24 protein-coding genes are annotated in these 25,983 nt (G+C 67.0%); 12 read left to right on the top strand and 12 right to left on the bottom strand.

The window, feature by feature from the left end:
* Positions 1-312 precede the first annotated feature (312 nt).
* Positions 313-1,464, bottom strand: coding sequence for an LLM class flavin-dependent oxidoreductase (locus CBM2586_RS19545; RefSeq protein ID WP_115665334.1), 1,152 nt, complete (start codon positions 1,462-1,464; stop codon positions 313-315).
* Between the two features lie 207 nt (positions 1,465-1,671).
* Here CBM2586_RS19545 and CBM2586_RS19540 point away from each other — a divergent pair, with 207 nt between their 5' ends.
* Positions 1,672-2,016: a VOC family protein gene (locus tag CBM2586_RS19540; protein WP_115665335.1), complete on the top strand. Its 345-nt coding sequence runs from the start codon at positions 1,672-1,674 to the stop codon at positions 2,014-2,016.
* A 9-nt stretch (positions 2,017-2,025) separates the two neighbouring features.
* On the opposite strand, the gene CBM2586_RS19535 is transcribed toward CBM2586_RS19540, so the two are convergent.
* Entirely contained in the window at positions 2,026-3,210 is a 1,185-nt protein-coding gene (locus CBM2586_RS19535) for a helix-turn-helix transcriptional regulator (protein ID WP_115689303.1), read from the bottom strand.
* Between the two features lie 394 nt (positions 3,211-3,604).
* Here CBM2586_RS19535 and CBM2586_RS19530 point away from each other — a divergent pair, with 394 nt between their 5' ends.
* From CBM2586_RS19530 to CBM2586_RS19520, 3 genes are read left to right on the top strand one after another with little or no spacing between them, the layout of a single operon-like run.
* The gene (locus CBM2586_RS19530; RefSeq protein ID WP_115666478.1) at positions 3,605-4,420 is read left to right on the top strand and encodes an SDR family NAD(P)-dependent oxidoreductase; all 816 of its coding nucleotides are present in this window, start codon (positions 3,605-3,607) and stop codon (positions 4,418-4,420) included.
* A 47-nt stretch (positions 4,421-4,467) separates the two neighbouring features.
* Positions 4,468-5,442, top strand: a complete 975-nt coding sequence (locus CBM2586_RS19525) for an alpha/beta hydrolase (RefSeq protein WP_115689301.1) — start codon at positions 4,468-4,470, stop codon at positions 5,440-5,442.
* Positions 5,439-6,539, top strand: a complete 1,101-nt coding sequence (locus CBM2586_RS19520) for a 3,4-dihydroxy-2-butanone-4-phosphate synthase (protein ID WP_115689299.1) — start codon at positions 5,439-5,441, stop codon at positions 6,537-6,539. The genes CBM2586_RS19525 and CBM2586_RS19520 overlap by 4 nt, the downstream gene beginning before the upstream one ends.
* Here CBM2586_RS19520 and CBM2586_RS19515 read toward each other — a convergent pair.
* The 4 genes from CBM2586_RS19515 to CBM2586_RS19500 all read right to left on the bottom strand — a co-directional run bounded on the left by CBM2586_RS19515 (position 6,493) and on the right by CBM2586_RS19500 (position 10,812).
* Entirely contained in the window at positions 6,493-7,500 is a 1,008-nt protein-coding gene (locus CBM2586_RS19515) for an acetyltransferase (protein WP_115689297.1), read from the bottom strand. The two genes, CBM2586_RS19520 and CBM2586_RS19515, sit on opposite strands and share 47 nt — an antisense overlap.
* Positions 7,501-7,525: 25 nt before the next feature.
* Positions 7,526-8,317, bottom strand: coding sequence for an SDR family oxidoreductase (locus CBM2586_RS19510; RefSeq protein ID WP_115665340.1), 792 nt, complete (start codon positions 8,315-8,317; stop codon positions 7,526-7,528).
* A gap of 207 nt (positions 8,318-8,524) precedes the next feature.
* Positions 8,525-9,694, bottom strand: a complete 1,170-nt coding sequence (locus CBM2586_RS19505; protein ID WP_115689293.1) for a sulfotransferase family protein — start codon at positions 9,692-9,694, stop codon at positions 8,525-8,527.
* Complete coding sequence (locus CBM2586_RS19500) at positions 9,691-10,812, bottom strand: DUF1214 domain-containing protein (protein ID WP_115689291.1); 1,122 nt, start codon at positions 10,810-10,812, stop codon at positions 9,691-9,693. Before CBM2586_RS19500 ends, CBM2586_RS19505 begins: the two co-directional genes overlap by 4 nt.
* A 179-nt stretch (positions 10,813-10,991) precedes the next feature.
* Here CBM2586_RS19500 and cysD point away from each other — a divergent pair, with 179 nt between their 5' ends.
* From cysD to CBM2586_RS19465, 7 genes are all read left to right on the top strand, one after another.
* A complete protein-coding gene (gene cysD / locus CBM2586_RS19495) occupies positions 10,992-11,939 on the top strand; it encodes a sulfate adenylyltransferase subunit CysD (protein ID WP_431194959.1) in 948 nt (315 codons plus the stop codon).
* A complete protein-coding gene (cysN, locus tag CBM2586_RS19490; protein ID WP_115689289.1) occupies positions 11,939-13,861 on the top strand; it encodes a sulfate adenylyltransferase subunit CysN in 1,923 nt (640 codons plus the stop codon). Before cysD ends, cysN begins: the two co-directional genes overlap by 1 nt.
* A gap of 262 nt (positions 13,862-14,123) precedes the next feature.
* Complete coding sequence (locus CBM2586_RS19485; RefSeq protein WP_115689287.1) at positions 14,124-15,263, top strand: helix-turn-helix transcriptional regulator; 1,140 nt, start codon at positions 14,124-14,126, stop codon at positions 15,261-15,263.
* A 387-nt stretch (positions 15,264-15,650) separates the two neighbouring features.
* Complete coding sequence (locus CBM2586_RS19480; RefSeq protein WP_115665346.1) at positions 15,651-15,896, top strand: hypothetical protein; 246 nt, start codon at positions 15,651-15,653, stop codon at positions 15,894-15,896.
* A 158-nt stretch (positions 15,897-16,054) separates the two neighbouring features.
* Positions 16,055-16,618, top strand: a complete 564-nt coding sequence (locus CBM2586_RS19475; RefSeq protein ID WP_115689285.1) for a phasin family protein — start codon at positions 16,055-16,057, stop codon at positions 16,616-16,618.
* Between the two features lie 129 nt (positions 16,619-16,747).
* A complete protein-coding gene (phbB, locus tag CBM2586_RS19470; RefSeq protein WP_115689283.1) occupies positions 16,748-17,491 on the top strand; it encodes an acetoacetyl-CoA reductase in 744 nt (247 codons plus the stop codon).
* 153 nt (positions 17,492-17,644) lie between these two features.
* Positions 17,645-18,208, top strand: coding sequence for a J domain-containing protein (locus CBM2586_RS19465; protein ID WP_115689281.1), 564 nt, complete (start codon positions 17,645-17,647; stop codon positions 18,206-18,208).
* Between the two features lie 375 nt (positions 18,209-18,583).
* Here the strand turns inward: CBM2586_RS19465 and CBM2586_RS19460 are convergent, their stop codons facing one another.
* The 6 genes from CBM2586_RS19460 to CBM2586_RS19435 form a co-directional block, all read right to left on the bottom strand.
* Positions 18,584-19,546, bottom strand: a complete 963-nt coding sequence (locus tag CBM2586_RS19460) for an IS5 family transposase (protein ID WP_012354594.1) — start codon at positions 19,544-19,546, stop codon at positions 18,584-18,586.
* Positions 19,547-19,684: 138 nt separating this feature from the next.
* Positions 19,685-20,653, bottom strand: coding sequence for an AraC family transcriptional regulator (locus tag CBM2586_RS19455; RefSeq protein WP_115665350.1), 969 nt, complete (start codon positions 20,651-20,653; stop codon positions 19,685-19,687).
* A 157-nt stretch (positions 20,654-20,810) separates the two neighbouring features.
* Positions 20,811-21,356, bottom strand: a complete 546-nt coding sequence (locus tag CBM2586_RS19450) for a carboxymuconolactone decarboxylase family protein (RefSeq protein ID WP_115665351.1) — start codon at positions 21,354-21,356, stop codon at positions 20,811-20,813.
* Between the two features lie 63 nt (positions 21,357-21,419).
* Complete coding sequence (locus tag CBM2586_RS19445) at positions 21,420-22,055, bottom strand: nitroreductase family protein (protein ID WP_115665352.1); 636 nt, start codon at positions 22,053-22,055, stop codon at positions 21,420-21,422.
* A 190-nt stretch (positions 22,056-22,245) separates the two neighbouring features.
* Positions 22,246-22,788, bottom strand: a complete 543-nt coding sequence (locus tag CBM2586_RS19440; RefSeq protein ID WP_115689279.1) for a c-type cytochrome — start codon at positions 22,786-22,788, stop codon at positions 22,246-22,248.
* 84 nt (positions 22,789-22,872) lie between these two features.
* Complete coding sequence (locus CBM2586_RS19435; RefSeq protein ID WP_258874945.1) at positions 22,873-25,149, bottom strand: copper-transporting P-type ATPase; 2,277 nt, start codon at positions 25,147-25,149, stop codon at positions 22,873-22,875.
* 400 nt (positions 25,150-25,549) lie between these two features.
* On the opposite strand from CBM2586_RS19435, the gene CBM2586_RS19430 reads away from it, so the two are divergent.
* On the top strand, positions 25,550-25,948 hold the full coding sequence (locus CBM2586_RS19430) for a copper resistance protein (protein ID WP_115689277.1): 399 nt from the start codon (positions 25,550-25,552) through the stop codon (positions 25,946-25,948).
* Positions 25,949-25,983 lie beyond the last annotated feature (35 nt).

Here is a 25,983-nt window from a genome sequence, read left to right as displayed (position 1 = left end):
CCTTGTCCCGCTTGCGGGAGAGGGAGCAAACCCGCGGCGGAAGCATTTGCCTGAGGTCTTCAAACTCCCGCTTGCGTGCTCCCTCTCCCGCTTGCGGGAGAGGGTTGGGGTGAGGGCCGGTGCATCAACGAAGTGAAGGCCGTCGCTATGGCACGCGCCCGCCCTCTCCCCCGCCCCTCTCCCGCAAGCGGGAGAGGGGAGCAAACCCGCGGCGGAAGCATTTGCCTCGGGTCTTCAAACTCCCGCTTGCGTGCTTCTGTTCCGCTTGCGGGAGAGGGGAGCAAACCGCAGGGGAGCCAGAGCCTGCGCAACTCACGCCAGCGCCCGCAGCTTCCTCCCCTGCTTGCGGAAATGCGGTATCACGTACTCGCCGATATTGCGGATGGTCTCAAGCTGCGCCCACTGCGGCACCGTCCCCATCTGGCAGATGAACAGGATTTCATCGGCCCCGGCATCAATCAGCCGCTGCACGTAGCCGATGCAGTCGTCCACCGTGCCATAGGCATGGTTCGGGTTCAGCATCATCATCGACGGATCGCTGAAGTCCACTGACACCTTCTCCGACGCAAACTTCGTGTTGATCACCGCCTTGCCCTGCGCATCGGTTGCCGTGACATGCTCGTCGTCCCACGCCGACGGATCGGGACGCTCGCCGCCGGCATACCAGTACGACAGCGACTCCATGAAATAGCGCTGCCCCTTGATGCCGATCTTGCGCGCGGCCAGGCCGTCTTCGAGCACGATGGTCGGGCACAGCGCCGCCAGGTGCTGGTGCGGGCGGAAGCCCACCTGGTCCTCGGCCTTGCGGCTCTCCCACGCGGCGCGGTAGATTTCGTTCTTCTTCGCCACATCCTCCGGTCCGCCGAAGCCGAGCACCAGCGCGCCCATGCCGCGCGCGCCGGCGCGCTGCAGCGTGTCGGCATTGGTGCAGGCCAGGTACATCAGCGGGTGCGGGTCCTGGCGCGGCTTGGGATGGATCGGGCGGCGCGGGATCTTGATGAACTCGCCGTCGTGCTCGATCTCTTCCTGCGTCATGATCTTCGGGATCAGGTACATCGATTCGTCGATCATCGGGTGCAGGCTGTTCAGGTCATAGCCGAAGGTGCCGGCCTCCTGCTGCGTGCCGCCCTTGCCCACGCCGAAATGCACGCGGCCGCCGGACAGGATGTCGAGCGTGGCGATGCGCTCGGCCACCTTCACCGGATGATTCATTGCCGGCGGCAGGCACACCACGCCGTGGCCGATGCCGATGCGCCGGGTGCGCCCGGCGACGAAGGCCAGGAAGGTTTCCGGCGCGCTCATGTGCGCGTAGTTGGTCAGCGCGGTGTGCTCCACCGCCCAGACCACGTCGAAGCCCATGTCCTCGGCCAGCACCACCTGTTCCATGATTTCATCGAACACCTTGTGGTCGCCGGCGCGCGAGGCATCGACGGTCTGGGCTTCATAGATCAACGAAAAACGCATTGCAGTCCCCTCTTGGTTTGGCGGTACAGGACCGCATCCGGGGCACTGCGAGGCGCTGCGCCTTGGGCCGGAAGCGGCCTGTGTGATCGCAGTGTGGTCGGCGCGAGACGTCGCAACATCGTCTGATTGGATTATGAGCCGCGCCGGGCGCGTCCCTATCATGGGCACCGGGCAATCCGCCCGCGCCTATCGAAAGGAACAGACACCATGCAAGCCAGGCTGCTGCTTTACCCCGTTGCGGACCTCGACGCCGCGCTGCCGTTTTTCACCGAAGCCCTGGGACTGCCGCTCAAGTTCCGCGACGGCGGCCGCTATTGCGCGCTCGACGCGGGGGCGCTGACGCTGGCGCTGGTGGCCGGCGAGGAACGGCTGGTGGACCAGCCGGCGCTGGCCTTCAAGGTGGACGAGGGAGTCGATCTTGCCGCGGCGATGGCGCGGCTGGTGGATGCCGGCGCCACGGTGGCGCAGCCCGCGGCGCAGGGTCCGCACGAGACGCGCGCGGTATTGCGCACGCCGGAGGGCTTTGCGCTGGTGCTCAGCGCAAAGCCCTGACGCCTTGCCCTAGCCGAGCGAGATCACGCTGCTCAGCAGCATGCGCACCAGCGTGGCCTGGCGGGTCACGCCGGTCTTGGAGAAGATCGCGCGCAGGTGCGCGCGCGCGGTGTTCTTGCTGATGCCGAGTTCGTCCGCGGCTTCATCGAGCGTGAGCCCGTTGGCCAGCTGCAGCGCCAGCTGCGTCTCGGCCGGGGTGAAGTCGAACAGCTGGCGCACCACCTCGTGCGAGGCCTGCGAACGGCGTTCGGGGTCGCGGATAAACACCACGCAGGCGGGGCGCTTGCGGTTGTCCTCGGACCACTCGCTCAGCGGGATAGTGCGGATCAGCACGCCCAGCCTGGCGCTGCCCGACGGGCGCGTGATCGACATCGCCTCCATCAGCGCCGGCGCTGTGCCGAGGTGGCCCATCATGGCCTGGCGCAGCAAACGCTGGAACTTGCGGTTCTCCTGGCCGTACTCGACGTCAAGCCCGCCCTTGGCGACACGAATGCCATCCTTGGCGCCGAGGATTTCATCGGCGGCGGCATTGGTCTTGATGATGGCGCCCGACTCGTCCAGGATCACCATGCCGACCAGCATGCGGTCGATGGCGCTGGCATAGACGGTACGTTCCGACTCGACCACGTCGAGACGCGAGTGCAGGTCCACCGCGCGCTTCAGGTGCGGCAGCAGCGAGGTGCACAGCGCCTTGTCCGCGGCGGAGAAGTCGGGGCCGTCATGGTCGCGGCAGACGCGGAAGCGGCATTCCACGCCGTCGTCGGTGCGCAGGTCGGCACCCAGGATGTAGCGGATGCCGACATCCTTGAGGAACTGCAGGTACAGCTCGCTCTTGCACCACATGCCGGGCCCGACGTGCTCGTCGATGGTCACCACCCGGTCCGACGGCAGCCCGATAAACGGGTCCAGCGCGTAGTAGTAGTTGTTGTAGGAGGTCTCGCCCGGCAGGGTCGAGCCATGCTCGGACGCGTTGATCATCAGCCCGGGACGATCGGTGGCCGGCGAGCGCAGGATCAGCGTGGCGTAATTGGCATTGAGCTGGCGCCGGATCTGCTCCAGCGCCTTGCCCCATGGCACCTGCTCCATCGGGCCCTGGTAGATATTGCCCAGCAATGCGCTGAATTCCGACAGCGACACCGTCGCCTGCGCGAACAGGTGTGCGGCCGCCTGGCTCTGGCTAACCTCCATCAGCATTTCCTCTGTCTCCATTGTGGCGTGCTCAGCGCTCCGGACGAGCCGGGCCGCTGGCTTGTGCGGGCTCTGTGGCCCTCTTTTTTGTGCCCCGATTATAGGGACGGCAAAGGGGTCGCGGCTGGGCCCCCGCCTTCATGGTTTGCCCTAGGCAGCCCGGCCACGCACGCCGGCCGGACTAGTCCCGCGGGACAGGCCCATCGTCACGCGGCGGCGGCGCAAACACATACCCCAAACAGACTAAGGACAGACCCATGCCCGCCCGCCAAGGGCAAACCCCTATGCAATCGTGGCGCAGGGGCCTCCTTACCCAAACAGACGATGCCCGCGCGCCGCGCCGCCGCTACAAGGAGCCATGCGCGGCGATGGACGCCGCCGTTTTCAGGAGATCTTCACCATGGCGGCAAACCCGCGGCAGCAGGCCGCAGTGATCACCGGCGCAGCCGGCGGCATCGGGCTGGCGCTGGCGCACGCGCTGGCCGCGCAAGGCTATGCGCTGGCGCTGGCCGATATCGACGCCGAAGCGCTCGAAGCCGCACGCGCGGCGCTGGCACGCGACGGCGCGAGCGTCGTCGCCGTGCCCACCGACGTCGCCGACGCGCGGCAGATCGCGCACCTGTGCGACGAAAGCTTCCGGCAGCTGGGCCGCGTCGACCTGCTGTTCAACAACGCCGGCGTGCTCGCCACCGGACGCTGCTGGGAACTGCCGCCCGAAGTGTTCGACAAGGTCATGCGCGTCAACCTGTGGAGCGTGCTGCATGCGCTGCGCTGTTTCGTGCCGCGTATGGCGGCGCAGGGCTCGGGGCATATCGTCAACGTAGCGTCGATGGCGGGCCTCGCGGTGGGGCCCTGGCTGGCGCCCTACACCCTGTCCAAGCAGGGCGTGGTGGCGCTGAGCGAAGGGCTGGCGCTGGAGCTGCAGGCGGCGGGCCTGCCGATCAAGGTGTCGGTGGTCTGCCCCGGCCCGGTTGCCACCCGCATCGCGGCGGACCTGGACGGCGCCGCGCCGCAAGAGGTGCACCAGATGAACGGCGCGCTGCGCACGGGCATCGCCGCAGGCCTGACCGCAGACCAGGCCGCGCGCGTGATCCTGGATGGCGTCTCGGCCGGCCAGTTCTGGATCCTGCCGCACGCGCAGGCCGCGCACGCGGCGCTGGCGCGCGCGCAGGGCATTGCCGCCGGCAGCGCGCCGTCGTTCGCGTTGCAGGCCTGATTTGCCGTCGGCCTCCACACCCGATTCCTCGCCCTTCAGGAGCCACCATGCCGCTCGATCCCCAGGCCCGCGCCATGCTTGACGCCATGGCCGCCATGCCCAGCCCCGATTTCGCCACGCTGCGGGCCGCCGACTACCGCACCGCGCTGGCAGCCATGCCCGGCTTCGCGCCCGGCGACGCCGTCGCCGCGCAGCAAGACCTCAGCCTCGACGGCCCGGCCGGTCCGCTGCAGGCGCGCCTGTACCGGCCCGATGAGCCCAACCAGGCCGATGGCAACGCGGCGCTGCCGCTCGTGATCTATTTCCACGGCGGCGGCTTCGTGCTGTGCGGGCTCGATTCGCACGACAACATCTGCCGCGGCCTGGCCCGGCGCAGCGGCGCGCTGGTGCTGTCGGTCGACTACCGGCTCGCGCCCGAGGCCCGCTTCCCCGCCGCGGCCGACGATGCCGTCGCCGCGGTGCGCTGGGCCGCCGCCCATGCGGCGCAACTCGGGGCCGACCCGACCCGGCTGGCCGTCGCCGGCGACAGCGCCGGCGGCAACCTGGCCGCGGTGGCGTGCCAGCAGCTGCGCGGCAGCGGCATCGCGCTGCGGCACCAGCTGCTGCTCTATCCCTGGCTGGACTGCAGCGATGGCGCCGCGGCCAGCGCCAGCTATCGCGACTGCGCGCAGGGCTACTTCCTCGGCGCCGCGGAGCTGGACTGGTATCGCGCCCAGTACCTGGCCACGCCCGCCGACGCCGATGATGTCCGCGCCAGCCCGCTGCGCCAGCGCGACCTGCACGGCCTGCCGCCGGCCACCATCATCACCGCCGAATTCGATCCGCTGCGCGACCAGGGCGAGGCCTACGGCGCGGCGTTGCAACGCGCCGGTGGCAGCGCCACCGTGCGCCGCTGGCCCGGCCAGATCCATGGCTTCGCCAGCATGCAAGGGGTGATGGAGGCCGCCAGCCACGTGCTAGATGCCGCCGCCGCGGCGCTGCGCCAGGCCTTCGGCAACGACCGCAGCCAGGAGGCGGCATGAGCCCCGCTACCGTCCTGGCGCCGATGGCCGAGGTGCTGGCAGCGCTCGCCGCCGGCCAGCGCGTGGTGGTGCTGGAGGACGAGACCGCCGAAGCCACCGGCTGCGTGCTGGTGGCCGCCGAGCGCGCCACCGAGGCCGATGTCAACTTCATGGCGGCCGAGGCGCGCGGGCTGGTCTGCATGGCCATCACCGAGGCCCGCCGCGCGCTGCTGCAGCTGCCGCCGATGGCCGCCGGCCAGCGCCAGCGCGAGCGCTACACCGTGTCAATCGAGGCGGCCAGCGGCGTCAGCACCGGCATCTCGGCCGCCGACCGCGCGCTGACGCTGCGCGTGGCGGCCGCGCCGCGCGCCCGCCCGCCCGACCTGGTCCAGCCCGGCCATATCTTCCCGGTGGTGGCGCAGCCGGACGGCGTGCTGCGCCGCGCGGGTTTTGCCGAAGCGTGCTCCGACCTGCCCCGGCTGGCCGGACGCGTCGCCGCCGGGGCCTATGCGCTGGTGCTAGACGACGACGGCGAACTGCTGCGCGGATCCGCCCTGCTGGCCTTCGCCCAGCGCCACGGCCTGCCGGGGGTTTCCGTCAGCGGCCTGATCCACCACCGGCTGCTGACCGAGGGCACGCTGCGCCGGTCCTGCTCGACCGAACTGGCCACGCCGTTCGGGCGCTTCACCGTGCACGCCTACCATGACGCGCCGGTGGACGCGCTGCACCTGGCGCTGGTGCTGGGCCAGCCCGACCCGCACACCCCCGTGCTGACGCGCGTGCAGGCAGTGGAGATGCAGCGCGACGTGCTGGCCTTCGGCACGCCCGCGCAGCCGGCGTGGAACCTGGAGCGCTCGCTGGAACGGATCGGCGCCGAGGGTTGTGGCGTGCTGGTGCTGCTGGACGAGCGCGAATCGCCGCAGCAGCGGCTGGAGCGGCTGGCCGCGCCCGCCGCCGCGGCGCCCGCGCCCGCCTTCGCGCAGCGCGCGCTCGGCGTCGGCGCGCAGATCCTGCGCGACGTAGGCGCGCACAAGCTACGCCTGCTGAGCCATCCTGTGCCGTATCGCGCCGTTACCGGCTTCGAGCTGGAGGTGACGGAGTTTGTCCCGCCGCGCTGAGTGGCGCGCCGAAGCAGTCGGCAAAGCTGCGCGTGAAGCGCTCGACGTCGGCGTCGGGCAGGTGGTTGATGCCGCCGGCCAGGCGCCGGCCGCCGCCGGTGTCGAAGGCGCGGCAGAAGTCGGCGGCGCCGGTCACGCTGTGCGCCGGCACCCGCACGCTGACCACGAAGCCGCCGCCGGACCTGGGCGACAGCAGGCCGATGGCATCGCCGGGCCGCCCGCGCACCAGCTCGTTGGCCAGCACGCCGACCGCGCGCCGCGCCCACGGCGCGTCGGGCAGCACCAAAAGCGCGGCGCCGGGCACCTCGTGCACGGGCGACAGCCGGCGCGCCCGCGCCATGTCGTCCTCGTAGCCCTGGCACAGCAGCGTGTAGGTGGCGCACTGCGCGGCGAAGTCGAGCGGGTCGGCGAAGGGCAGCATGTGCTGCGCCAGTTCGCCGGGATCGCAATGCAGGTCGGCCACGCACTCGCCGTACGCGTTGTAGTTCAGGCAGGTGCCCAGCCGTTCCAGCACCGCCGTCTGGCGCGCGTCCAGCCCCAGCTGCGCCGCCATGCCGCGCGCGACCTCGCCGAGGTTGTCGCCGAAGGCGGCGGTGACCGCCCAGCGCCGGTGGCGCCCGCCCAGGTGGCGGTCGACCAGGATGCTGGTGCAGACCTGCGCGCCCTCGTCGATATGCGCGCGCAGCCCGGCATGCGAGGGCAGCGCGCCGGCGTGGTGGTGGTCGAAGTAGTCCACCCGGACGCCGGCGCCAAGCAGCCGCAGCAGCCCGTCGCGGTTCTGTTCGAGCGAGATGTCGAGCGCCGTCACGGTATCGCCGGCGCGCGCGTCGATGCGCTCGAGCAAGCGGATATCGCGCTTGACGCCGGTAACCAGCGCGGCCTCGCCCGGCTGCACCAGGCGCAGCTGCTGCAGCGCGCACAGGCCGTCGGCGTCGCCGTTGAAGGCAAAGTAGCGTGTCATGGCAGGCTTGTGATGGTCGGGCGGCTCAGGGCATGAAATCGCCGCCATTGGCGTCGAGCGAGGCGCCGGTGATGGCCCTGGCGTAGTCTGACACGAGAAACAGCGCAGCGCGCGCGCAGTCGTCGTCGCTCGGCATGCGGCCCAGCGCGATCTGGGCGGTCACCGGCGCCATCACCGCGTCTTCGCTCACGCCCTGCTCGGCGGCGGCGTGGCGCACATAGCCCTGCACCGGCGCGCCCCACATCCAGCCCATGAAGATGCTGTTGGCGCGGATGCCATGCGGCCCCAGCTCGCGTGCCAGGTACTTGACCGCCACCGCCAGCGCGCCCTTGGACGCCGCGTAGCCGGATTCCCCCGGCATCGGCTTGCGCGTGGCCTGGGTGTTGATCATCACGATGGCGCCGCCGCCTTGGGGCTTCATCAGCGCCGCCACCTCCTGCGTCAGCGTCATGGTGCCGAAGACATTGGTGTCGAACACCTGGCGCCACACGTCCAGGTCGGCGGCTTCCACCGGCTCCGGGAAATTGCCGTGCTGGAAGGCGCTGTTGACCAGCGCGTCGATGCGGCCAAAGCGGCGCAGGGTCTCGTGGGCAAGGTGGCGCGACTGGGCGCGGTCGGTGATGTCGGTCACCACCTTGAGGACTTCGCAGTCCGCGCCCAGTTCGTCGATGCGGGCCTGCGCCTCGTCCAGCTTCGCGGCGGTGCGCGCGGCGATCGCCACGGCGCGGGCGCCCTCGCGCGCCGCTTCTACAGCGAGCTTGATGCCCAGTCCGGGGCCGATGCCGGATACGATGACGATCTTGTCTTTCAGCAGCATGGGTTGTCTCCTGTTTCGATTTCTTGAGAGCCTGTCAGAAAGGCCAATTGTGTGCTCCCCTCTCCCGCTTGCGGGAGAGGGGCCGGGGGAGAGGGCAGGCGTGTGAAATAGCGACAGCCTTTACTTCGTGGATACTCCCGCCCTCTCCCCAACCCTCTCCCGCAAGCGGGAGAGGGAGTACGCAAGCGGGAGTTGGGAGGCCACAGCTCATTGAAGATACCGCGCGCGGTAACCGGCAAAATCGCGCTCCAGCTGCGCCTGGCTCAGCCCGAACCGTTCCGGCGTGTAGGCGTGCGCCGCGCGCTGGTTGCGCGGGTTGCTTTCCATCCAGGCCCACATGCCGGCGCGCGCGGCCTCGGTCAGCGGCATGCCGGCGAAGCGGTAGACCGCCTGCGCCACGCCGAAGGGATCGCGCACCGTATCCTCGAAGCGCACGTCGAGGAAGCGCTCGGCGGGCATGGCGTCGCGCACGGCCATGGCGTGATCGGTGCCGCGCCGCATCTGTTCGCTCCACTGGCGGCCGGCCGTGGCGGGGTCTGGATCGTCGGCGTACAGCTTCCACAGCGTATGCGCCATGCTCGCCATCGACGGAATGGTCTGCAGCGGATCGCGGTGGGTCAGCACCACCTGCGCGCCGGGGAACACCCGGAACAGCACCTCCAGCGTATGCAGGTGCTGCGGGGTCTTCAGCACCCAGCGCCGCGCCGGCACCGCCGAGGTCTCACCGCGCTGGCGCTTTTGCCACTGCAGGAACTGCAGCATGGTCTTCAGGCAGGCATAGACCTCGGTGTGGTCCTGCCGCGCCAGCCAGCCGGTGTAGGCCGGCACATTGGCGTAGGAATCCATCGCGCACAGGAACGAATGCTCCATCAGCATGAATTCCTCGTCGGCGGCCATCGCGTCGAGCGGGTGGATCGCGAGGATGTCCGGGATGAGCTGGATCATCTGCGCGACTTCCTCGCGCGCCGCGGCGATGCGCCGGCCGGGGTCGCGCACGTCCTCGCCCGGCAGCGGGGCCGGATAGCGGGTCTCCCACCACGCCGCCGAGCTGAAACGCGCGTCGGTGGCCAGCATGCGCTGCAGCAGCGTGGTGCCGGTGCGCGGCAGGCCGACGATGACCAGCGGGTCTTCCACGCGTTCCTGCAGGATCTCCGGATGGCGCCGGCAGTAGTCCTGGACCACCAGCCGGTTCACCAGCTGGGCCTGCAGCTTGCCTGCCAGCATGTGCGCGCCTTGCGGCGACAGGTTGGCCTCGCGTGCCAGCGAGTCCGACAGCACCCGCAGCGCCTCGCGATAGTTGCCCGGGCCGAAGTCAGCCAGGCCGCCGGCCCGCTCGCTCGCCTGCGCCAGCAGGCGTTCCACGTTGATGGCATTCATGCGTTGTTCTCCCTGGAATGTTCACCGAGCGATGCCAGCTTGACCACGCGCGTGCGCGGATGCGACGGCTGCGCCGCGCCGACCCAGCGCCAGCACATGGTGCCGTGGTGATGGCCCGCGGTTTCGAGCCAGTTGGGCAGGCCCGGGTCGCGCGCGCTGAGGATCGCGGTGACGCCTCCGTTGGCGTTGAGCCGGGCACCGTGCTTGTTGAGGCAGATGTCGTGGTAGCGGTAGTCGAGCGATTCCATCCAGTAGTTGTTGATCTGGAAGTTCCAGAACTCGCAGTCCGGCACCCGGTCGACCTCGACCACCAGCGCCTCGTCGTCCGCGAGCCGCCAGCAGGAGTGGTAGTAGTAGATGTTGGGATCGCCGCCGGCCGCCTGGCAAACCGCCTGGTCCGCCGGCGGCAGGGCGTTGACGTGGCCGCCGTACCCCTGGGCCCAGTCGGCAAAGATGCGCGCGGTGCCCTCGACAAAACCCGCGGCGCGCAGCAGTCCGGCGTGCAGGCGCTCCGCGCTCAACGCCGGCGGCTTGCCGTGGGCGTCGATGCGCTCGATCTGCAATTCGGCGGGCGTTTCTGCCTTGCGGTCGAGGAAGGTCTGGCGCACCACCAGGGCATTGGTGGCCGGCTCCATGCGCACCCAGTTGCCCGGTTGCGGCTGGGCGCCGAGGGTGATCTCGAAACTGCCGTCCTGCTCGACGGCAAGCTTGTTGCTGTCGATAAAGCCGGTCTGGACCATGCGCCCGTCGGTTTCGTAGCCGCCCTTCTGCGTGCCGAAACTCAGGTACGCCACCGTGCCGCGCCGTCCGCGGATGCGGTACGCCGCGCTGCCGTCCAGCCGCGCATAGCGGTACAGGTTGTCCGGATTGTCGGCGCCGATCTTGGCGGTCTCGTGCGACGGCGAAAAGAAACCGGGGAATGCCGGATCGGCGAATTCCACGTGCATTTCCAGCGCAATGCGCAGCAAGCGGCTCAGGTAGCGGAAGCCCTCGGCGCGCGTGAGCGCGTCGGTCGGCGCTTCCGGGCGCAGGATCTGCTGCCCGCTGCGCTTGAGCACATCACAAAACTCGGCCCAGGTCTGGCCGCTCAGCAATTGGTCTTCGGCGGATATCGCCATCTGCCTGCTCCCGTGGTTCGTCGGCGCAGCAACGATACCCAGCGCAGGGCGGCTCCTTCCTCGTCCGGGTGGACTAGGAAATGCGCGCCGCGGCCCGCGATTTCTTAGTCCGCCCGGACGAAGTGGCGCAGGCCCCCGGCTCGCTACCTTTTGGCCCATGCCGGACGACCGCGGCAACCCTGCGCGGCACCGGCAAACCCAGAGGACCAAGCGTAAAAAAGGAGACCCCGATGTTGACCCACCTGGAGCAACTGGAGGCCGAGAGCATCCACATCATGCGGGAGGTGGTGGCGGAATGCGAGAACCCCGTCATGCTCTATTCGATCGGCAAGGACAGCGCGGTGATGCTGCACCTGGCGATGAAAGCCTTCCATCCCGCGCGGCCGCCGTTCCCGCTGCTGCATGTCGATACCACCTGGAAGTTCCGCGAGATGATCGCGTTCCGCGACCAGACCGCGGCCCGGCTCGGGCTGGACCTGCGCGTGCACATCAACCCCGAAGGGCTGGCGCGCAATATCAGCCCGCACGAGCATGGCTCGGCCGTCCACACCGATGTGTGGAAAACGCAGGGCCTGAAGCAGGCGCTGGACCACTACGGCTTTGACGCCGCCTTTGGCGGCGCGCGCCGCGATGAAGAGAAGTCCCGCGCCAAGGAGCGCGTGTTCTCGGTGCGCACCGCGCAGCACCGCTGGGACCCAAAGATGCAGCGCCCCGAACTCTGGCGCCAGTACAACACGCGCAAGCGCAAGGGCGAGAGCCTGCGCGTATTCCCGCTGTCGAACTGGACCGAGCTCGACATCTGGCAATACATCTACCTGAACGAGATCCCGATCGTGCCGCTGTACTTCGCCAGGGAACGGCCCGTGGTCGAACGCGACGGCACCCTGATCATGGTCGACGACGAACGCCTGCCACTGCGTCCGGGCGAAACCCCGCAGCTGCGCAAGGTGCGCTTCCGCACGCTGGGCTGCTACCCGCTCACCGGCGCGATCGAGAGCGACGCCGACACGCTCGGCGGCATCATCCAGGAAATGCTGCGGGCGACCACCTCGGAGCGCCAGGGACGGCTGATCGACAGCGATTCGGCCGGTTCGATGGAGAAGAAAAAGCAGGAGGGATACTTCTGATGCAAACCCTGATCGACAACGCGCCGGCGATGGCGCAACCCACCGGCGCGCAGAACGAGGTCGCCCGGTATCTCCGTGCCCAGCAAAGCAAGAGCCTGCTGCGCTTCATCACCTGCGGCAGCGTCGACGACGGCAAGAGCACGCTGATCGGCCGGCTGCTGTATGAATCGAAGATGCTGTTCGAAGACCAGCTGGCGCAGCTCGAGGCCGACTCGAAGAAGATGGGCACGCAGGGGGAGGACCTGGACTTCGCGCTGCTGGTGGACGGCCTGGCCGCCGAGCGCGAACAGGGCATCACCATCGACGTGGCCTACCGCTTCTTCGCCACCGACAAGCGCAAGTTCATCGTCGCCGACACGCCCGGGCACGAGCAGTACACCCGCAACATGGTCACCGGCGCCTCCACCGCCGACCTGGCCATCCTGCTGGTCGATGCGCGCCGCGGCGTGCAGACCCAGACCCGCCGCCACAGCTACCTGGTCTCGACGCTGGGCATCCGGCGCGTGGTGCTGGCCGTCAACAAGCTGGACATGGTCGGCTACTCGCGCGAGGTCCATACGCGCATCGAGAAGGAATACCGCGAGTTCGCGCGGCAGATCGGACTGACCGATATCGTCTGCATCCCCATGTCCGCGCTGCGCGGCGACAACATCACCGAAGCCAGCGCCAATACGCCGTGGTACCAGGGCCCGACGCTGATGGATTACCTCGAGAGCGTGCCGATCGACCACGTGCCCGCGCAGGACGAGTCGTTCCGGCTGCCGGTGCAGTGGGTCAACCGCCCCAACCTGGACTTCCGCGGCTTTGCCGGCACCGTCAGCGCCGGCGTGGTCCGGCGTGGCGACCGCGTGCGCGCGCTGCCCTCCGGCCGCGAAAGCCGCGTGGCCGGCATCGTCGGCGCCGCCGGCGAATGCGAGCAGGCCATGCGCGGCCAGGCGGTGACGCTGACCCTGGCCGACGAGATCGACATCAGCCGCGGCGACGTGCTGGCCTGCACCGAAGACCCGCCGGCGGTGGCCGATCAGTTCGAAGCGACGCTGGTATGGATGAACGAGGACGCCATGCTGCCCGGGCGCCCCTACCTGCTCAAGCTCGGTACGCGCACCGTGGGCGTGACCGTGGCCCAGCCCAAGTACAAGGTCAACGTCAATACGCTGGAGCACCTGGCCGCGCGCACGCTGGAGCTGAACGAGATCGGCGTGTGCAACCTGCACCTGGACCAGCCGGTGGCCTTCGACCCGTACACGCGCAACCGCGAGCTGGGCGGCTTTATCCTGATCGACCGCCTGACCAACAACACGGTCGGCGCCGGCATGCTGCACTTTGCCCTGCGCCGGGCGCAGAACGTCCACTGGCAGGCCATCGACGTCGACCGCCGCGCGCATGCCGCGCTCAAGCACCAGTCACCGCGCATCGTCTGGTTCACTGGCCTGTCCGGCGCGGGCAAGTCCACCATCGCCAATCTGGTGGAAAAGCGTCTGCACGCGCTGGGGCACCACACCTACCTGCTCGATGGCGACAACGTGCGCCATGGCCTGAACAAGGACCTGGGCTTCTCCGAAGCCGACCGCATCGAGAATATCCGGCGCGTGGCCGAAGTCGCCAGGCTGATGCTGGACGCGGGGCTGATCGTGCTGGTGTCGTTCATCTCGCCGTTCCGCTCGGAACGCGAGATGGCGCGCGCACTGGCCGGTGACGGCGAGTTCATCGAAGTCTTCATCGACACGCCGCTGGCCGTGGCCGAGCAGCGCGACCCCAAGGGCCTGTACCGCAAGGCGCGCCGAGGCGAGCTGAAGAACTTCACCGGCATCGACTCGCCCTACGAAGCGCCGGAGCATCCGGAAATCCGCATCGACACCACCGGCGACAGCCCCGAACAGGCCGCCGAGCGGATCGTGGCGTGGCTGCGGGATAGGCCTTAGGCCGAATGGACGATGAGGCGGCGGCAGGGGCAGGTACGATGGGATGAGGTCCAGGCTCGGGCACGCGAAAGCGCAAGTGCTTGCTACCGCCTCACGCAGACGCTCCCCTCTCCCACACCGTGGGAGAGGGTTGGGGGTGAGGGCCGGAGCATCCACGAAGTGATGGCGCACCGTGCTTGCCCACCGCCTGCCCTCACCCCCTGCCCCTCTCCCGCAAGCGGGAGAGGGAAGCAAACCGGCAGTCCACCGAAACGCCTCGATCATGCTGCCAGCTTCCCTCCCTGCCGCCGAGCTTAGCGCCCTGCTCGCCCAGCTCTACCAGGGCCCCACCGAAACCGTGCCCTGGGCCGGCTTCCTCGAAAGCCTCCGCCAGCGACTGGCCGCCACGTTCGTCACGCTGGTGCTGCGCCACCCCGCCACCGACCGCCCGGGCCTGATCGTCAACGCCTCCGACTACGGCCCTCATCTTCCCGGCGAGCCTTCATACAGCGAGCAGTACTACGCCCTGTGCCCGTTCCTGGACCTGCACCCCGACCGGCTCTTCAGTGCCGACGAACTATTCGGCGAATCCGGCTGGCTGGCCCATCCGTTCTATGCGCAATACCTGCAGCCGCTCGGCCTGCGCTACATCCTGGCCGTCAACCTGGTCACGCCGGATGGCGTCGAATGCGCGCTGTTCATCAGCCGCACCGCGGCGGGACAGGACTTCGGCAGCGCCGACAAGGCACTGCTGCAGGACCTGCTGCCCCACCTGAAACGCGCCGTCGACCTGCATGCCGCGCTCGACGTGCTGGCCTCCGAACGGTCGCTCTACGCCGATGCGGTCGACCGCATGCAGGTGGGCACGGTCATCCTCGACGAGCACGGCCGCTGCATCCGCGCCAACGACGTTGCCGGCCGCCTGCTGCGCGCCCGCGACGGCCTCTACCTGGCGGACGGCGCGCTGCACGCGCATTGCCCGATGGAGAACCGCAGGTTCCGCAAGATTCTGGAGAGCGCCGCGCAGGCCCATGCGCTGGCCACGCCCCGCAGCGAAGTCACCACGCTCAGCCGGCCCGCCGCGCCCACGCCGCTGAGCGTGCTGGTGCGGCCCATCCCGCTCAGCTACCGCACCGAGGACAAGGCCCGCCGCCCCGCGGTGGCGGTCTTTATCCGCGATCCCGCGGGCTCGCCGCGCAACACCCACGCCAGCCTGCGCAAGCTGTTCCACCTCACGCCTACCGAAATCGAACTGGCCCTGCTGATGGTCGACGGGCTGACGCTCGATGAAGCCGCGGCGCGGCTGGGCGTGAAGAAGAACACCGCACGGGCGCATCTGCGGGGGATCTTTGCCAAGACGGGGGCGACGCGGCAGGCGGTGCTGGTGAAGCTGTTGCTGTCTAGCGTGGTGGGGATGGGGTGAGGCAGGCCGAGGCGCGTCCGTCACACCAGCTCACCCCTTGCGTTGGCCCGGCATTGATCCCGACTCTGCAACCATCACGCTGCCGTTGAGACCGCGCTGGCAAATCAATGACCGACCGGTCGGGCTAACAAACCATGGGGATAGCGCTCTGCCAATTTGCTCGGGCACCCTATCAGAGCCCATGGGACCCATGCAGAAAATATTCGCGACCGTCGACAAGGACATTGAAGCGCCGGTGATGGGCACCTAAGATGGAGTTTCTGGCGCGAGCGGCAAGCTTGTCGTCGCCAGGATGTGGTCTGCGATGACTGGCCCCCCCGATCCAGGCGGACCTGCGGTGTAGTGTAGTCCCGTAGCAAGAACAGACCTATAGCTTGGGAGACAACTGTGCTGAGTCATCATGAATTCGCCACGCTGGTCCTCGTGAACGACCACTCGGACGCCATCGAGCTGGACCACGCGGACATGCAGGCACTGCTTGAGAAGCAGTTCATTACGCTCGAGCGTCTCGGGCCAACCCTTGCACACCCGCAAGTCACGATTCAAGGCTACGCCTTTCTCAAAGCGGTCGGTCGTGTTCGCGCAAGCGACGGCAAGGCACGCCAGCAAACCGCCTGCAGACCATTGCTTTAGCCCTTCGGGACCTGTCGACTTCGCCGGCCTGCCTGCGCGGCAAGCGGCAGCCGGCATTGCCAATGTGGGCATGGCAATCGTCGTGCCCTGACCCTCCGCTGCGCGCAGCACTGGTGTCGCCATCGTTGCGACGGGCGGAACTTATCTGGAGACGCAATATGACAAAGTGGTTCCCTGAGCAAATCAGCAAGCTTCAGATCACCGGCATCGACGCCTGGGCGGGGCTGGCCAGCAAGTCGCTGGATTGCATCGCCAGGTTGGTGGAGCTGAATCTCCAGACCATGAAAACGACCCTGGAAGACGGGCAGGATTGCGCCAGGAAGGCCTTGTCGACCAAAGACACGCAAGAACTCGTTGAACTGCAAGCGGAATTGTTCCAACCCACGGCCGAAGCGATGTTGGCGTATCGACGCCGTGTGCAGGACATTGTTGCCGATGCCCAGGCCAACGTCGAGAAGGTGCTGGAGGTGCAGTACGCCGCCGGCAAGCGCGAGGTACAGGGATTCATGGAAACCGCGCTGAGCAACGCCCCGGCAACCTCGATGACGCCTTTGGTCGCCTGGCAGGAGGCGCTTAACGCCACGACCGCGCTCTTCGACTCCATGCAAGCGACGGCTAAGCAGGCGATGCAGATGGCGGGGAGCAGCTTCGATGCTGCCGCCGAAGCCACGTCCAAGGGCGTACGACGCCGCACTGCACCCGCCCCGCACACGGCGGAGTAATACCGCCAGCCGCGTTTGGCGGCGCCGGCGCCCGGCCGCTTGCCGTACCGATGCGGGACAACGCCCGGAACCGTGGCCGACCCGACCCGGCGCATGTCCCGCATATTTCAGACACAGGGGATCGCAGACATGACAAAAAAAATCGCCATCGTGACCGGTGGCATGGGCGGGCTTGGCGAAGCGATCAGCGTCCGGCTACAGGACGCGGGTTGCACCATCGCGGTCACGCATTCGCATGGCAACCGCGGCGTCGACGCCTGGCTGGCGAAAATGGAAGAAGGCGGAAGAAAATTCCATGCCTATCCCGTGGACGTTGCCGACTACGCCTCGTGCCAGCTGTGTGTTGCGGCCATTCACGAGGAGCTGGGCGCCACTGACATCCTGGTCAACAACGCCGGTATCACACGCGATGCCAGTTTCAGGAAGCTGGACAAGATCGATTGGGACGCGGTCATGCGCACCAACCTCGACTCGGTATTCAACATGACCAAGCCGGTGTGTGAAGGCATGGTCAAGCGCGGCTGGGGCCGCATCATCAATATCTCGTCGATCATTGGTTCCAAGGGCGGCTTCGGACAGACCAATTACGCGGCGGCCAAGGCCGGCATGCATGGATTCACCAAATCGCTGGCGCTCGAAGTGGCCAAGAGCGGCGTGACGGTCAACACAGTGTCGCCGGGCTTTATCGCCACCAGGATGGTGACGGCGGTCCCGCAAGAGATCCTCGACACCAGGATCATTCCGCATATCCCCGTCGGCCGCCTGGGACAGCCGGACGAAGTGGCGGCGCTGGTCGCCTATCTTTGCTCGCATGAAGCCGGCTTCCTGACCGGCGCCAACATTGCGATCAACGGCGGACAACATTTGCAGTGAACCCTCGACACTCCGGCCGGGGCGATGTTGACGCAGCCATGCGTCAGCATCGCCCCGGCGGGTCGCAGTGTCGGCGCATGAGCAAGGCGGGAAGCTCCGTGCCGGGGCGGCGTGCTAGCATGAACGCCTTCGCTCTCCTCCGCCCCGCTCCCCATGACCACGCTCTACGCGACGCTTGGCGTACAGGCCGATGCCACCCTGGATGAGATCAAGCTTGCCTATCGCCGTGCGGCAATGAAATGGCATCCGGACCGCAATCCCGGTCGCGAAGCCGAAAGCCATGCCGCCTTCCAGCAGATCCGCGATGCCTATGCGATCCTGTCCGACGCCGAGCAGCGCCAGGTCTACGACGACGTCTTCGAACGCGAAATGCGCAAGTGGGAAGCCGAGCACGCCGCACAAGAGGCCGAGGAACGCCAGGCACAGGAGCAGGCGAGACGCGCCGCGCAGGAGCATTACGAGAAGATGGTTGCCATCGCGATGCGCTTTGCCGACCAGGGGCATTCGCGCGACGTCCTGTTCGGCATCCTGCTGGGCAAGGACTGCGAGACGGAACTCGCCGGACGAATTGCCGACAGCGTCTATGCACTGCATGAGTCGCGCCACGCCTGCGCCGAGGACGACGCCGCAGCGCCGGCGCATGCCGGCACGGCGCGCACCGACATACCCGTCAGCCCGTTCGAGGCATTCTGGCAAGGGATGTTCAGGTTTCGCTAGCCGGCGGTTCCTGACTCTGGTGTCACCGCTTGCATGGCCGTTGCGGTCCGGGGAAGTGTGCGCGGACCTTCGACACCACGCCATAGCATCTGAAAAAAGCACCCACATCGAAGGCGTGTGGTGTGCACCGTGCCTGCGTTGATGTGTCCCCACGCCACCAACTTACACCCCACCTTGGTGGTGGTGTTGGCGCTGCAAAATTGAATCTCCGTTAAGGATACTCTGCACAAACGCGAATCGAGTGTGCTTGGCCGTTTAACAGGAAGCTGAATGCGCCACGACGCCAACCTATCAGCTCGGAGCGAAGCTATCTCGCACGCGCGAAGCAGCATTCGCGGGCTGCGCGCGAGGCATCGGCGTGAGCCAGAAACGCGCTCATGCCCCGGCAGCCAGCAGTTTGCCGCGCGCCATCCACAAGTTGGACAGTGCGAACAAGGTCATGAGTTGCGCGGTGTTCTTCCTCAGCCCTCGATAGCGGACCTTGGTGTAGCCGAACTGCCGCTTGATGACCCGGAACGGATGCTCGACCTTGGCCCGGATGCCCGCCTTGATTCGCTCGACCTGATCGACGAGCGCGCCAAGTGGTTTGCTTTGGTCCAGGACGCGACGTTTGCCTGGCTTCATCGCTACGTGCCAGTTCACGCCCGCCCGCGCGTCCGGACGCTTCTCCACGCCCTGATAGCCCGCATCGCCGAACGCGTCGGTTTCCTCTCCATGCAGCAGGCTGTTGCCCTCAACCACGTCGTTGACCTTGCCCGCCGTGCCCCGCACCGTGTGCACCAGCCCGCTTTCGGCGTCCACGCCAATGTGCGCTTTCATGCCGAAATACCACTGGTTTCCTTTCTTGCTCTGGTGCATCTCTGGGTCGCGTTCGCCCGACCCATTCTTGGTCGAACTCGGTGCGCTGATCAGTGTCGCGTCCACCACCGTGCCCGCGCGCAGCATCAATCCCTTGTCGCGAAGGATGTCGTTGACCAGCGCGAGGATCTGAGCGGCCAGCTTGTGCTTCTCCAGCAGGTGACGGAACCGCAGGATGGTGCTCTCGTCGGGCAGCCTCACCGTCCAGTTGTCCAGCCCGGCGAACTCCCGATACAGCGGCACGTCGTGCAGCGCTTCTTCCATCGCCGGGTCCGACAGGCCGAACCATTGCTGAAGGAAGTGGATGCGCAGCATTGCCTCGACCGCGAACGGGGGACGGCCGCGCTTGCCTTCCGGGGCGTACGGAGCGATCAGCATCACCAGATCGGCCCATGGCACCACACGGTTCATCTCGTCCAGGAATTCGCGCTTGCGGGTGCGCTTGGTCGACAAGTTCAGTCCAAGGTCAGTTTGTTTCATGCGCCACATGCTCGCTGGCTCGACGATTCATTGCAAGCACATCCGCCGGCTAATTGTGCAGAGCATCCTTAACCGCCGTTTGATACAGATAAGGCCCGTCGCATCGGCGACGGGCCTTTTGTTCGTCAAACCCGGCAATCATGCAGCGTCGTAATCCGCTGCGCGAGCCAGACGGCGCCATTGCCCCGGCGTCATTCCCATGGTCTCCGTGAATACACGTCGGAACGCGGCCACGGACCGATACCCGACCGAATCCGCCACGGCCTCGGTGGTCATCGCCGGCTTTTTCAGCGCGTTGGCGGCCAGGCTCATCCTGATATCGGTCAGCAATTCGATGGCCGAGCGTCCCAGCTTGTCCTGGAAGTGCCGCATGAAGGTGGCGCGTGACATGCTGCACAATTCGGCCAGATCCGGCAAGGTCCAGGGGCGCGCGGGATCGGCGAACATGGCTGAAATGGCGGGTGCCAGCCGTGGATGACCGACAAGCGCCAACAACCCTGCGGGGGCCTGCCCGGATTCGCTGGCTGCGCGCAGCACCAGCGTGAACAGCGCCGAGGTAAGCGCGTTGAGCATGGCGCATCCGCCCAGTTTGTCGCCGGTGGACTCCAGGCGCATCAGTTCCAGCAGCCCGGCCAGATGATTCGAAGCGGAGGCCACGGCCTCTTCGCGATCGCTGTCCATCGCGCGTACCACCAGGTTTGTGGGCAGATAATTGCGAAGCAGACGATCATGGGGTGGCTCGATGAGAAATCGCCCGCATAACAGGTCCAGAGGCTCGCCCGGGCCATCATTCTGGCTAAGCATCCATCCCGCGGAACCGTGACGGTTAAAGGTACGACCCGGCTCCCGTCCACTGCCATCGTGCAGCACGTGCGCGGACCCGTGAGGCAACAGCACGATATCTCCTGCCAGCAACTCCAGGGTCGTCTGCGCCTGCGGGTTCTCGACGATCGCGCGGCCCTTGAGTACGACGTGGTAGGGAATCTCGTGTGCCGCGGACTGAGGCCAAGCTACCCGCCATGGCGCACCATAGACGCAACGGACCTCCAGCCGGCCGGTGATGGTGATCATTTGCAGCAGCTGGCTCAGCCAGTCGACTTGGGACATTAGGATCTCGGGAACCTGAAACGATCACGCATGTTATGGCAATTGCACGACGGTCCCTCGCTGGCTTTTCAGTATCCCGGGAATCTTTCCCTGGTACCTCCAGGCTTGGGCAGGGTGCTCGCACCAACCGGAGACGAATCGATGCGAGCGGACCGCGTCAGATCGAGCCGGCCGGCGCAACGGCAGGAAAGTCCTTTTCGGGATCAAACACGTTATTGATGAAGTTGGTGAGGGAATACATGGCAACCAGCGCGACGATTTCCATGATGTGCGCATCGGTGTAGCCAGCCTCGCGGACGGCCTGGAAGTCAGCGTCGCCGACGTTGCCGCGGGTCTCGATGACTTTGCGCGCAAACCGGACCGCGGCGTCGCGCTTCGGATCGCTGGCATGGCCCTTCCGGGCGAGAACGATCTCATCGGGCGCCAGCCTGGCCATATGCTCGGCGGTAAAGCTGTGAACCGTCAGGCAGTAATTGCAGCCGTTCACTTCGGACACGGCGAGGCCGATGCTATCACGCGTCTTCACGTCGAGCGCCTTGCTCAGCGAGCCCAGCAGGGTGGCCCATGCGTTGAACGCGATCGGACTCTGGGCGAACGTCGCCATCATGTTCGGGGTGAATCCCATGTTCCTGGTGAACGCATCGAGGGTCGGTTTCGAATCGGCCGGCACTTGTTCCGGCTTCAGGGCAGCAGTTCTTGGCATCGTAGTCTCTGTAAGTTACTGGCTTCACCAGTTTGGGAAAATCCATGTGCGGCGGCGCGCCGCTTATACCAGGTCCAGCACATCGGCCACCGGCAGGCGCGGTTTTTGCGGCCAGTTTCCGGTGCGCTCTGCGCCCACGGACAACAGCATGACTGGCACTTCGTTCCTGGCCAGTCCGAACTCGCGGTGCACCGCTTCGGCATCGAAACCAATCATCGGCGTCGAACCCAGGCCCAGCGAACGTGCCGCGTAGATCATTGCCGCCGCGCCGAAGGTGCCGCTGCGTACCGCCTCGTCCCGCTGGCGCTGCGGATAATCCATGTACAGGTCGCGCGCGGGAATCTCCCATTCCGGCACCATCTCCGCCGGCATGATGCCCGCCTCCACCAGCGGCGCCAGGCGATCGGGTATTACGCTCGAATCGGCCAACTGACCACAGACGATGAAGGTCACGGCAGCTTCGGTGATCGGGGGCTGGTTCCAGGCGATCGGACTGAGCCGTGCCTTGGCCTCGGCGGAACGCACGGCGATGAAGCGCCAGTTCTGCATGTGGAAGGATGTCGGCGCGCTGGTGCCGATTCGTACCAGCGCGCGGATTTCGTCGTCGCTCAACGCGGCGGCGGGATCGTAGTACTTGGCCGCGCTACGGCTCAAGATGCATTGGATGACTGCATTGGTCCGGATGATTTCCTTGGTCATGGAGGGCTCTCCTCAGTAGCTTGGGAGACTCCACTTTAGGTCTAGCCAATGCTCATTTCGAGACTAGATATAATCTAAAACATGCTCAAAAGGATCAAACCAGTCGATGGCAGTGGCCCGTGCGCACTGTCAGGCTTGGATCCGTCGCAGCGCCAGGCGGAAACTGCGATTGGTGGCCGGGGATATGCGACTACTGCGCAGCGCCCTGCTTCCGCACGGCATGCGCCTCCGTAACCTCCCGCTGCGCCGCAGCCATCTTCCGTGGCCAGGTGCTTTTGATATACGCCAGCACGGCAACAATGTCCTGGTCGGACAGCGACTGGCCGAAGGCTGGCATATCGCTGACATAGCCCTCTGGCGCAGTCACCCCGGCTACCAGCCCATTCCTGGTGATCGCGAACAGCACGGCGTCGGGATGGTGCCAGGTATGGCCGGACGCATCATGCGGCGGTGCCGGCATGCGGCCGTTCGGTAGCCGCTCGCGCCAGTTGGCCTGGCCCTCCAGGTTGGCGCCATGGCATGCGGCGCATTGCTGTGCGTAGATCTTGCGACCCTGCGCGACGCTGACCGGATCGGTGGCATCGATGCGCAGCTGCCGCATATCGCCTTGTTTGCCGGCACCAGAGGGCGTATCAAGGTACTGCCGGGTCTGCAGTGCAACGGCAGTGGCAATCGCCGCGCCAAGCACAAGCAGCGCCGCGATCCGCCAGCGTGGCTTGCCTGATTTTTTCATGCGGCGCCTGGACCAGAAAGCTTCATCACTACACCTGACTCCTGAAAAATAAACAGGGTCACTCCGTGTCCTCACCCATCCGCCTTACGCAGCAGCGCTCCTGAGACGCAGCGCATTGGTGATGACCGAGGCAGAACTCAGGCTCATCGCCAGTGCCGCGATCATCGGCGACAGCAACAGGCCCGTCGCGGGATACAGCACGCCCGCCGCCAGCGGAACGCCGAGGGCGTTGTAAATGAACGCAAAGCCGAGATTCTGCTTCATGTTCCGGATGGTCGCATGCGAGAGCTGCCGGGCGCGGGCGATGCCGCGCAAGTCCCCCTTGACCAGCGTGACCTGGGCGCTGTTCATGGCGACATCCGTGCCGGTGCCCATGGCGATCCCGACATCCGCCTGGGCCAGCGCCGGCGCATCGTTGATGCCGTCGCCCGCCATCGCGACCACCGCGCCCGCCCGTTGCAGGGCACTGACAAGTTCAAGCTTGTCCGCGGGCTTGACCTCGCCGTGGAATTCGTCGACGCCGAGTTTTTTGGCCACGGCCCTGGCCGTCGCGATGCCGTCACCGGTGGCCATGACGACACGGATACCTTCTTCCCGAAGACGCGCCAGCGCCTCCGGCGTGGTGGCCTTGACGGGATCGGAGACCGCGAGCAGTCCCGCAAGCCCGCCGTCGAAGGCGAGATACATGACGCTGGCGCCTTGCGCTCGCAACGCGTCCGCCTGCGCTACCAGCGGACCGGTGGCAACGCCCTCGGCCTCCATCAGCGCGGTGTTGCCGATCGCGATCTGCCTGCCGCCGAGCTTGCCCCTGACGCCAATCCCCGAACCCGACTCGAAGCTCTCCGGCTTGTCCAGCGGCAGGCTGCGCCCACGGGCTGCTTCGACGATCGCGGCGGCCAGCGGGTGTTCGCTGCCTTGATCCAGGCTGGCGGCCAGGCGCAGCACGTCGTCCTCGCTAAAGCCATTGGCGCCGATGGCGCGTTCGAAAGCCGGCCTGCCTTCGGTGAGCGTGCCGGTCTTGTCGACAATCAGGGTATCGACCTTGCGGAGGTTTTCAATGGCCGCGGCGTCGCGGAACAGCACGCCGCTCGACGCGCCCTTGCCGCTTGCGACCATGATCGACATCGGCGTGGCCAGGCCCAGTGCGCAAGGACAGGCGATGATCAGCACCGCGACGGCATTGATCAGGCCGAATACCCAACTCGGCTCGGGGCCGACCAGTCCCCACGCGACGAAGGTCAGCACTGCAACGCCGATAACGCCGACGACGAAGACGCCGGCAACCTTGTCCGCCATGCGCTGCATCGGCGCCTTCGATCGCTGCGCCTGCGCCACCATCTGGACAATCTGCGCCAGCACGGTCTGCGAGCCGACCTTTTCGGACTGGATCACGAGGCTGCCCGATGTATTCATGGTGGCGCCGATGACCCGGTCGCCGACGCGCTTGGTGGTCGGAATCGGCTCGCCGGTGATCATGGACTCGTCGACGGCGCTGGTGCCTTCGGTCACGACACCGTCGACCGGCACCTTCTCGCCGGGCCGCACGCGCAGCAGGTCGCCAACATGCACATGGGCCAGCGGGACGTCCTCCTCGCTCTCGCCGGGACCGATGCGTCTCGCCGTCCTGGGCGCCAGCCCGAGCAGCGACTTGATGGCGGCCGAGGTCTGGGAGCGGGCCTTCAGTTCGAGCAACTGCCCCAGCAAGGTGAGCGAGATGATCACTGCCGCGGCCTCGAAGTAGACGCCGATGCGACCATGCTCGGCAAAAGCCTGCGGAAATGCGCCCGGCATGACGGTCGCAACGACGCTGTAGAGCCAGGCGGCGCCAGTGCCGATGCCGATCAAGGTCCACATGTTCGGACTGCGGTTGACGATCGACTGGAAACACCGGACGAAGAACGGCCAGCCCGCCCACAGCACCACCGGCGTCGCCAGGACAAGCTCGACCCAGCTCTGCGCGGAAAGATCCAGCCAGCCAAGGCGATGGCCGAACATGGCCAGCACGAACACCACGCCGGTCAGCGGAAGCGTCCACCAGAAGCGGCGACGGAAGTCCGTCAACTCCGGGTTCTCGCCCTCGTCCGGTTCCGGCAGCAAGGGCTCCAGCGCCATGCCGCACTTGGGGCAGTTGCCCGGATGGTCCTGGCGGATCTCCGGATGCATCGGGCAGGTATAGATGGTGCCCTCGGCGCGAGGCTCGGCCAATGTCGGCGGAGTGCCATGCTGTGCCTGAACACGGTCATGGTGATGCGCATGCTCGTGATGATGCCCATGATGAGCATGGTCCTGAGCCGCGAGCGGTGTACCGGCGCCGTGCCGCGCAGGCTTGGTGGCATCGCGTTGCTTGCTCGTCGGGTTCATCCTGTTCACCTGGTTGTCGGGTCCGCCATCGACTGCGTACCCCAGAGACGGCAGCCTGCACCTTCCCATCGTTGCAAGGTCAAGCGCAACCGGGCTGTACTGCTCCCGGCCGCATGGCCATGCCTGCAACCAGTATGGGTCGGTACACCAGACAGAAGGGGACTTCGGCAACGCACCCGCCCGGTCCACCGATGGTATGGGCCAGTTCCTGACCAAGACGTTACGCATCGATTACATCCCGGTAAGGTGCAAACGGGCGTCATCTGCCGCCTGGTCGATGCCATCGACTGCGCGAAGGGCCGCGCGGCGACGATGGGGACGGATTGCAGGTGTCCGCCAACCGGCCTATGCCGCCGGACGCCAAACGCTGCTACCATTCCTGCCAACCCGGGCATCTCTCATGCGTACGACTTTCCGTCGGCTCTGGCTGGCCGCCTTCCTGCTGAGCGCTTTCCTGACAGTGCAACTGGCAGCGGCGGCGTACGCCTGCGACGGCAGCCGTTATTCGCTAGCCGCGACGGAACAGATGGCGGGCATGACCGAGGCCTGCCCCGACATGGCCAGCGAGCATGCCGGGTCTGGTGTTCACGATGGGCTGTGCCAGGAGCACTGCCAGCTCGGCTCGAAGTCGGCCGACCATGCCGCGCCCCAGCTTCCGGCCTTCCATCCGGTGCTGGTCAATGTCGTGGTGCCCGCGCCGATACCGGTACTGGCCCATCGCGTCGCCACACCCGGCGAGGCCATTTCCCGCGCGCCGCCACGCCCCCTCCCCATCCTTCACTGCTGTTTCCGGACCTAGCCTTCGCAGCAACGCCTGTTGTCGTGCCCTGAGCC

Source organism: Cupriavidus taiwanensis (assembly GCF_900250115.1).
Classification (GTDB): Bacteria; Pseudomonadota; Gammaproteobacteria; order Burkholderiales; family Burkholderiaceae; genus Cupriavidus; species Cupriavidus taiwanensis_B.
This window is presented reverse-complemented; position numbering and strand designations above follow the sequence as displayed.

What these genes read in the sequence shown, in the direction of transcription:
- CBM2586_RS19545 (WP_115665334.1), bottom strand. Translation starts at nt 1,464, where the DNA reads ATGCGTTTTTCGTTGATCTATGAAGCCCAGACCGTCGATGCCTCGCGC.
- CBM2586_RS19540 (WP_115665335.1), top strand. Translation starts at nt 1,672, where the DNA reads ATGCAAGCCAGGCTGCTGCTTTACCCCGTTGCGGACCTCGACGCCGCG.
- CBM2586_RS19535 (WP_115689303.1), bottom strand. Translation starts at nt 3,210, where the DNA reads ATGCTGATGGAGGTTAGCCAGAGCCAGGCGGCCGCACACCTGTTCGCG.
- CBM2586_RS19530 (WP_115666478.1), top strand. Translation starts at nt 3,605, where the DNA reads ATGGCGGCAAACCCGCGGCAGCAGGCCGCAGTGATCACCGGCGCAGCC.
- CBM2586_RS19525 (WP_115689301.1), top strand. Translation starts at nt 4,468, where the DNA reads ATGCCGCTCGATCCCCAGGCCCGCGCCATGCTTGACGCCATGGCCGCC.
- CBM2586_RS19520 (WP_115689299.1), top strand. Translation starts at nt 5,439, where the DNA reads ATGAGCCCCGCTACCGTCCTGGCGCCGATGGCCGAGGTGCTGGCAGCG.
- CBM2586_RS19515 (WP_115689297.1), bottom strand. Translation starts at nt 7,500, where the DNA reads ATGACACGCTACTTTGCCTTCAACGGCGACGCCGACGGCCTGTGCGCG.
- CBM2586_RS19510 (WP_115665340.1), bottom strand. Translation starts at nt 8,317, where the DNA reads ATGCTGCTGAAAGACAAGATCGTCATCGTATCCGGCATCGGCCCCGGA.
- CBM2586_RS19505 (WP_115689293.1), bottom strand. Translation starts at nt 9,694, where the DNA reads ATGAATGCCATCAACGTGGAACGCCTGCTGGCGCAGGCGAGCGAGCGG.
- CBM2586_RS19500 (WP_115689291.1), bottom strand. Translation starts at nt 10,812, where the DNA reads ATGGCGATATCCGCCGAAGACCAATTGCTGAGCGGCCAGACCTGGGCC.
- cysN (WP_115689289.1), top strand. Translation starts at nt 11,939, where the DNA reads ATGCAAACCCTGATCGACAACGCGCCGGCGATGGCGCAACCCACCGGC.
- CBM2586_RS19485 (WP_115689287.1), top strand. Translation starts at nt 14,124, where the DNA reads ATGCTGCCAGCTTCCCTCCCTGCCGCCGAGCTTAGCGCCCTGCTCGCC.
- CBM2586_RS19475 (WP_115689285.1), top strand. Translation starts at nt 16,055, where the DNA reads ATGACAAAGTGGTTCCCTGAGCAAATCAGCAAGCTTCAGATCACCGGC.
- phbB (WP_115689283.1), top strand. Translation starts at nt 16,748, where the DNA reads ATGACAAAAAAAATCGCCATCGTGACCGGTGGCATGGGCGGGCTTGGC.
- CBM2586_RS19465 (WP_115689281.1), top strand. Translation starts at nt 17,645, where the DNA reads ATGACCACGCTCTACGCGACGCTTGGCGTACAGGCCGATGCCACCCTG.
- CBM2586_RS19460 (WP_012354594.1), bottom strand. Translation starts at nt 19,546, where the DNA reads ATGAAACAAACTGACCTTGGACTGAACTTGTCGACCAAGCGCACCCGC.
- CBM2586_RS19455 (WP_115665350.1), bottom strand. Translation starts at nt 20,653, where the DNA reads ATGTCCCAAGTCGACTGGCTGAGCCAGCTGCTGCAAATGATCACCATC.
- CBM2586_RS19450 (WP_115665351.1), bottom strand. Translation starts at nt 21,356, where the DNA reads ATGCCAAGAACTGCTGCCCTGAAGCCGGAACAAGTGCCGGCCGATTCG.
- CBM2586_RS19445 (WP_115665352.1), bottom strand. Translation starts at nt 22,055, where the DNA reads ATGACCAAGGAAATCATCCGGACCAATGCAGTCATCCAATGCATCTTG.
- CBM2586_RS19440 (WP_115689279.1), bottom strand. Translation starts at nt 22,788, where the DNA reads ATGAAAAAATCAGGCAAGCCACGCTGGCGGATCGCGGCGCTGCTTGTG.
- CBM2586_RS19435 (WP_258874945.1), bottom strand. Translation starts at nt 25,149, where the DNA reads ATGAACCCGACGAGCAAGCAACGCGATGCCACCAAGCCTGCGCGGCAC.
- CBM2586_RS19430 (WP_115689277.1), top strand. Translation starts at nt 25,550, where the DNA reads ATGCGTACGACTTTCCGTCGGCTCTGGCTGGCCGCCTTCCTGCTGAGC.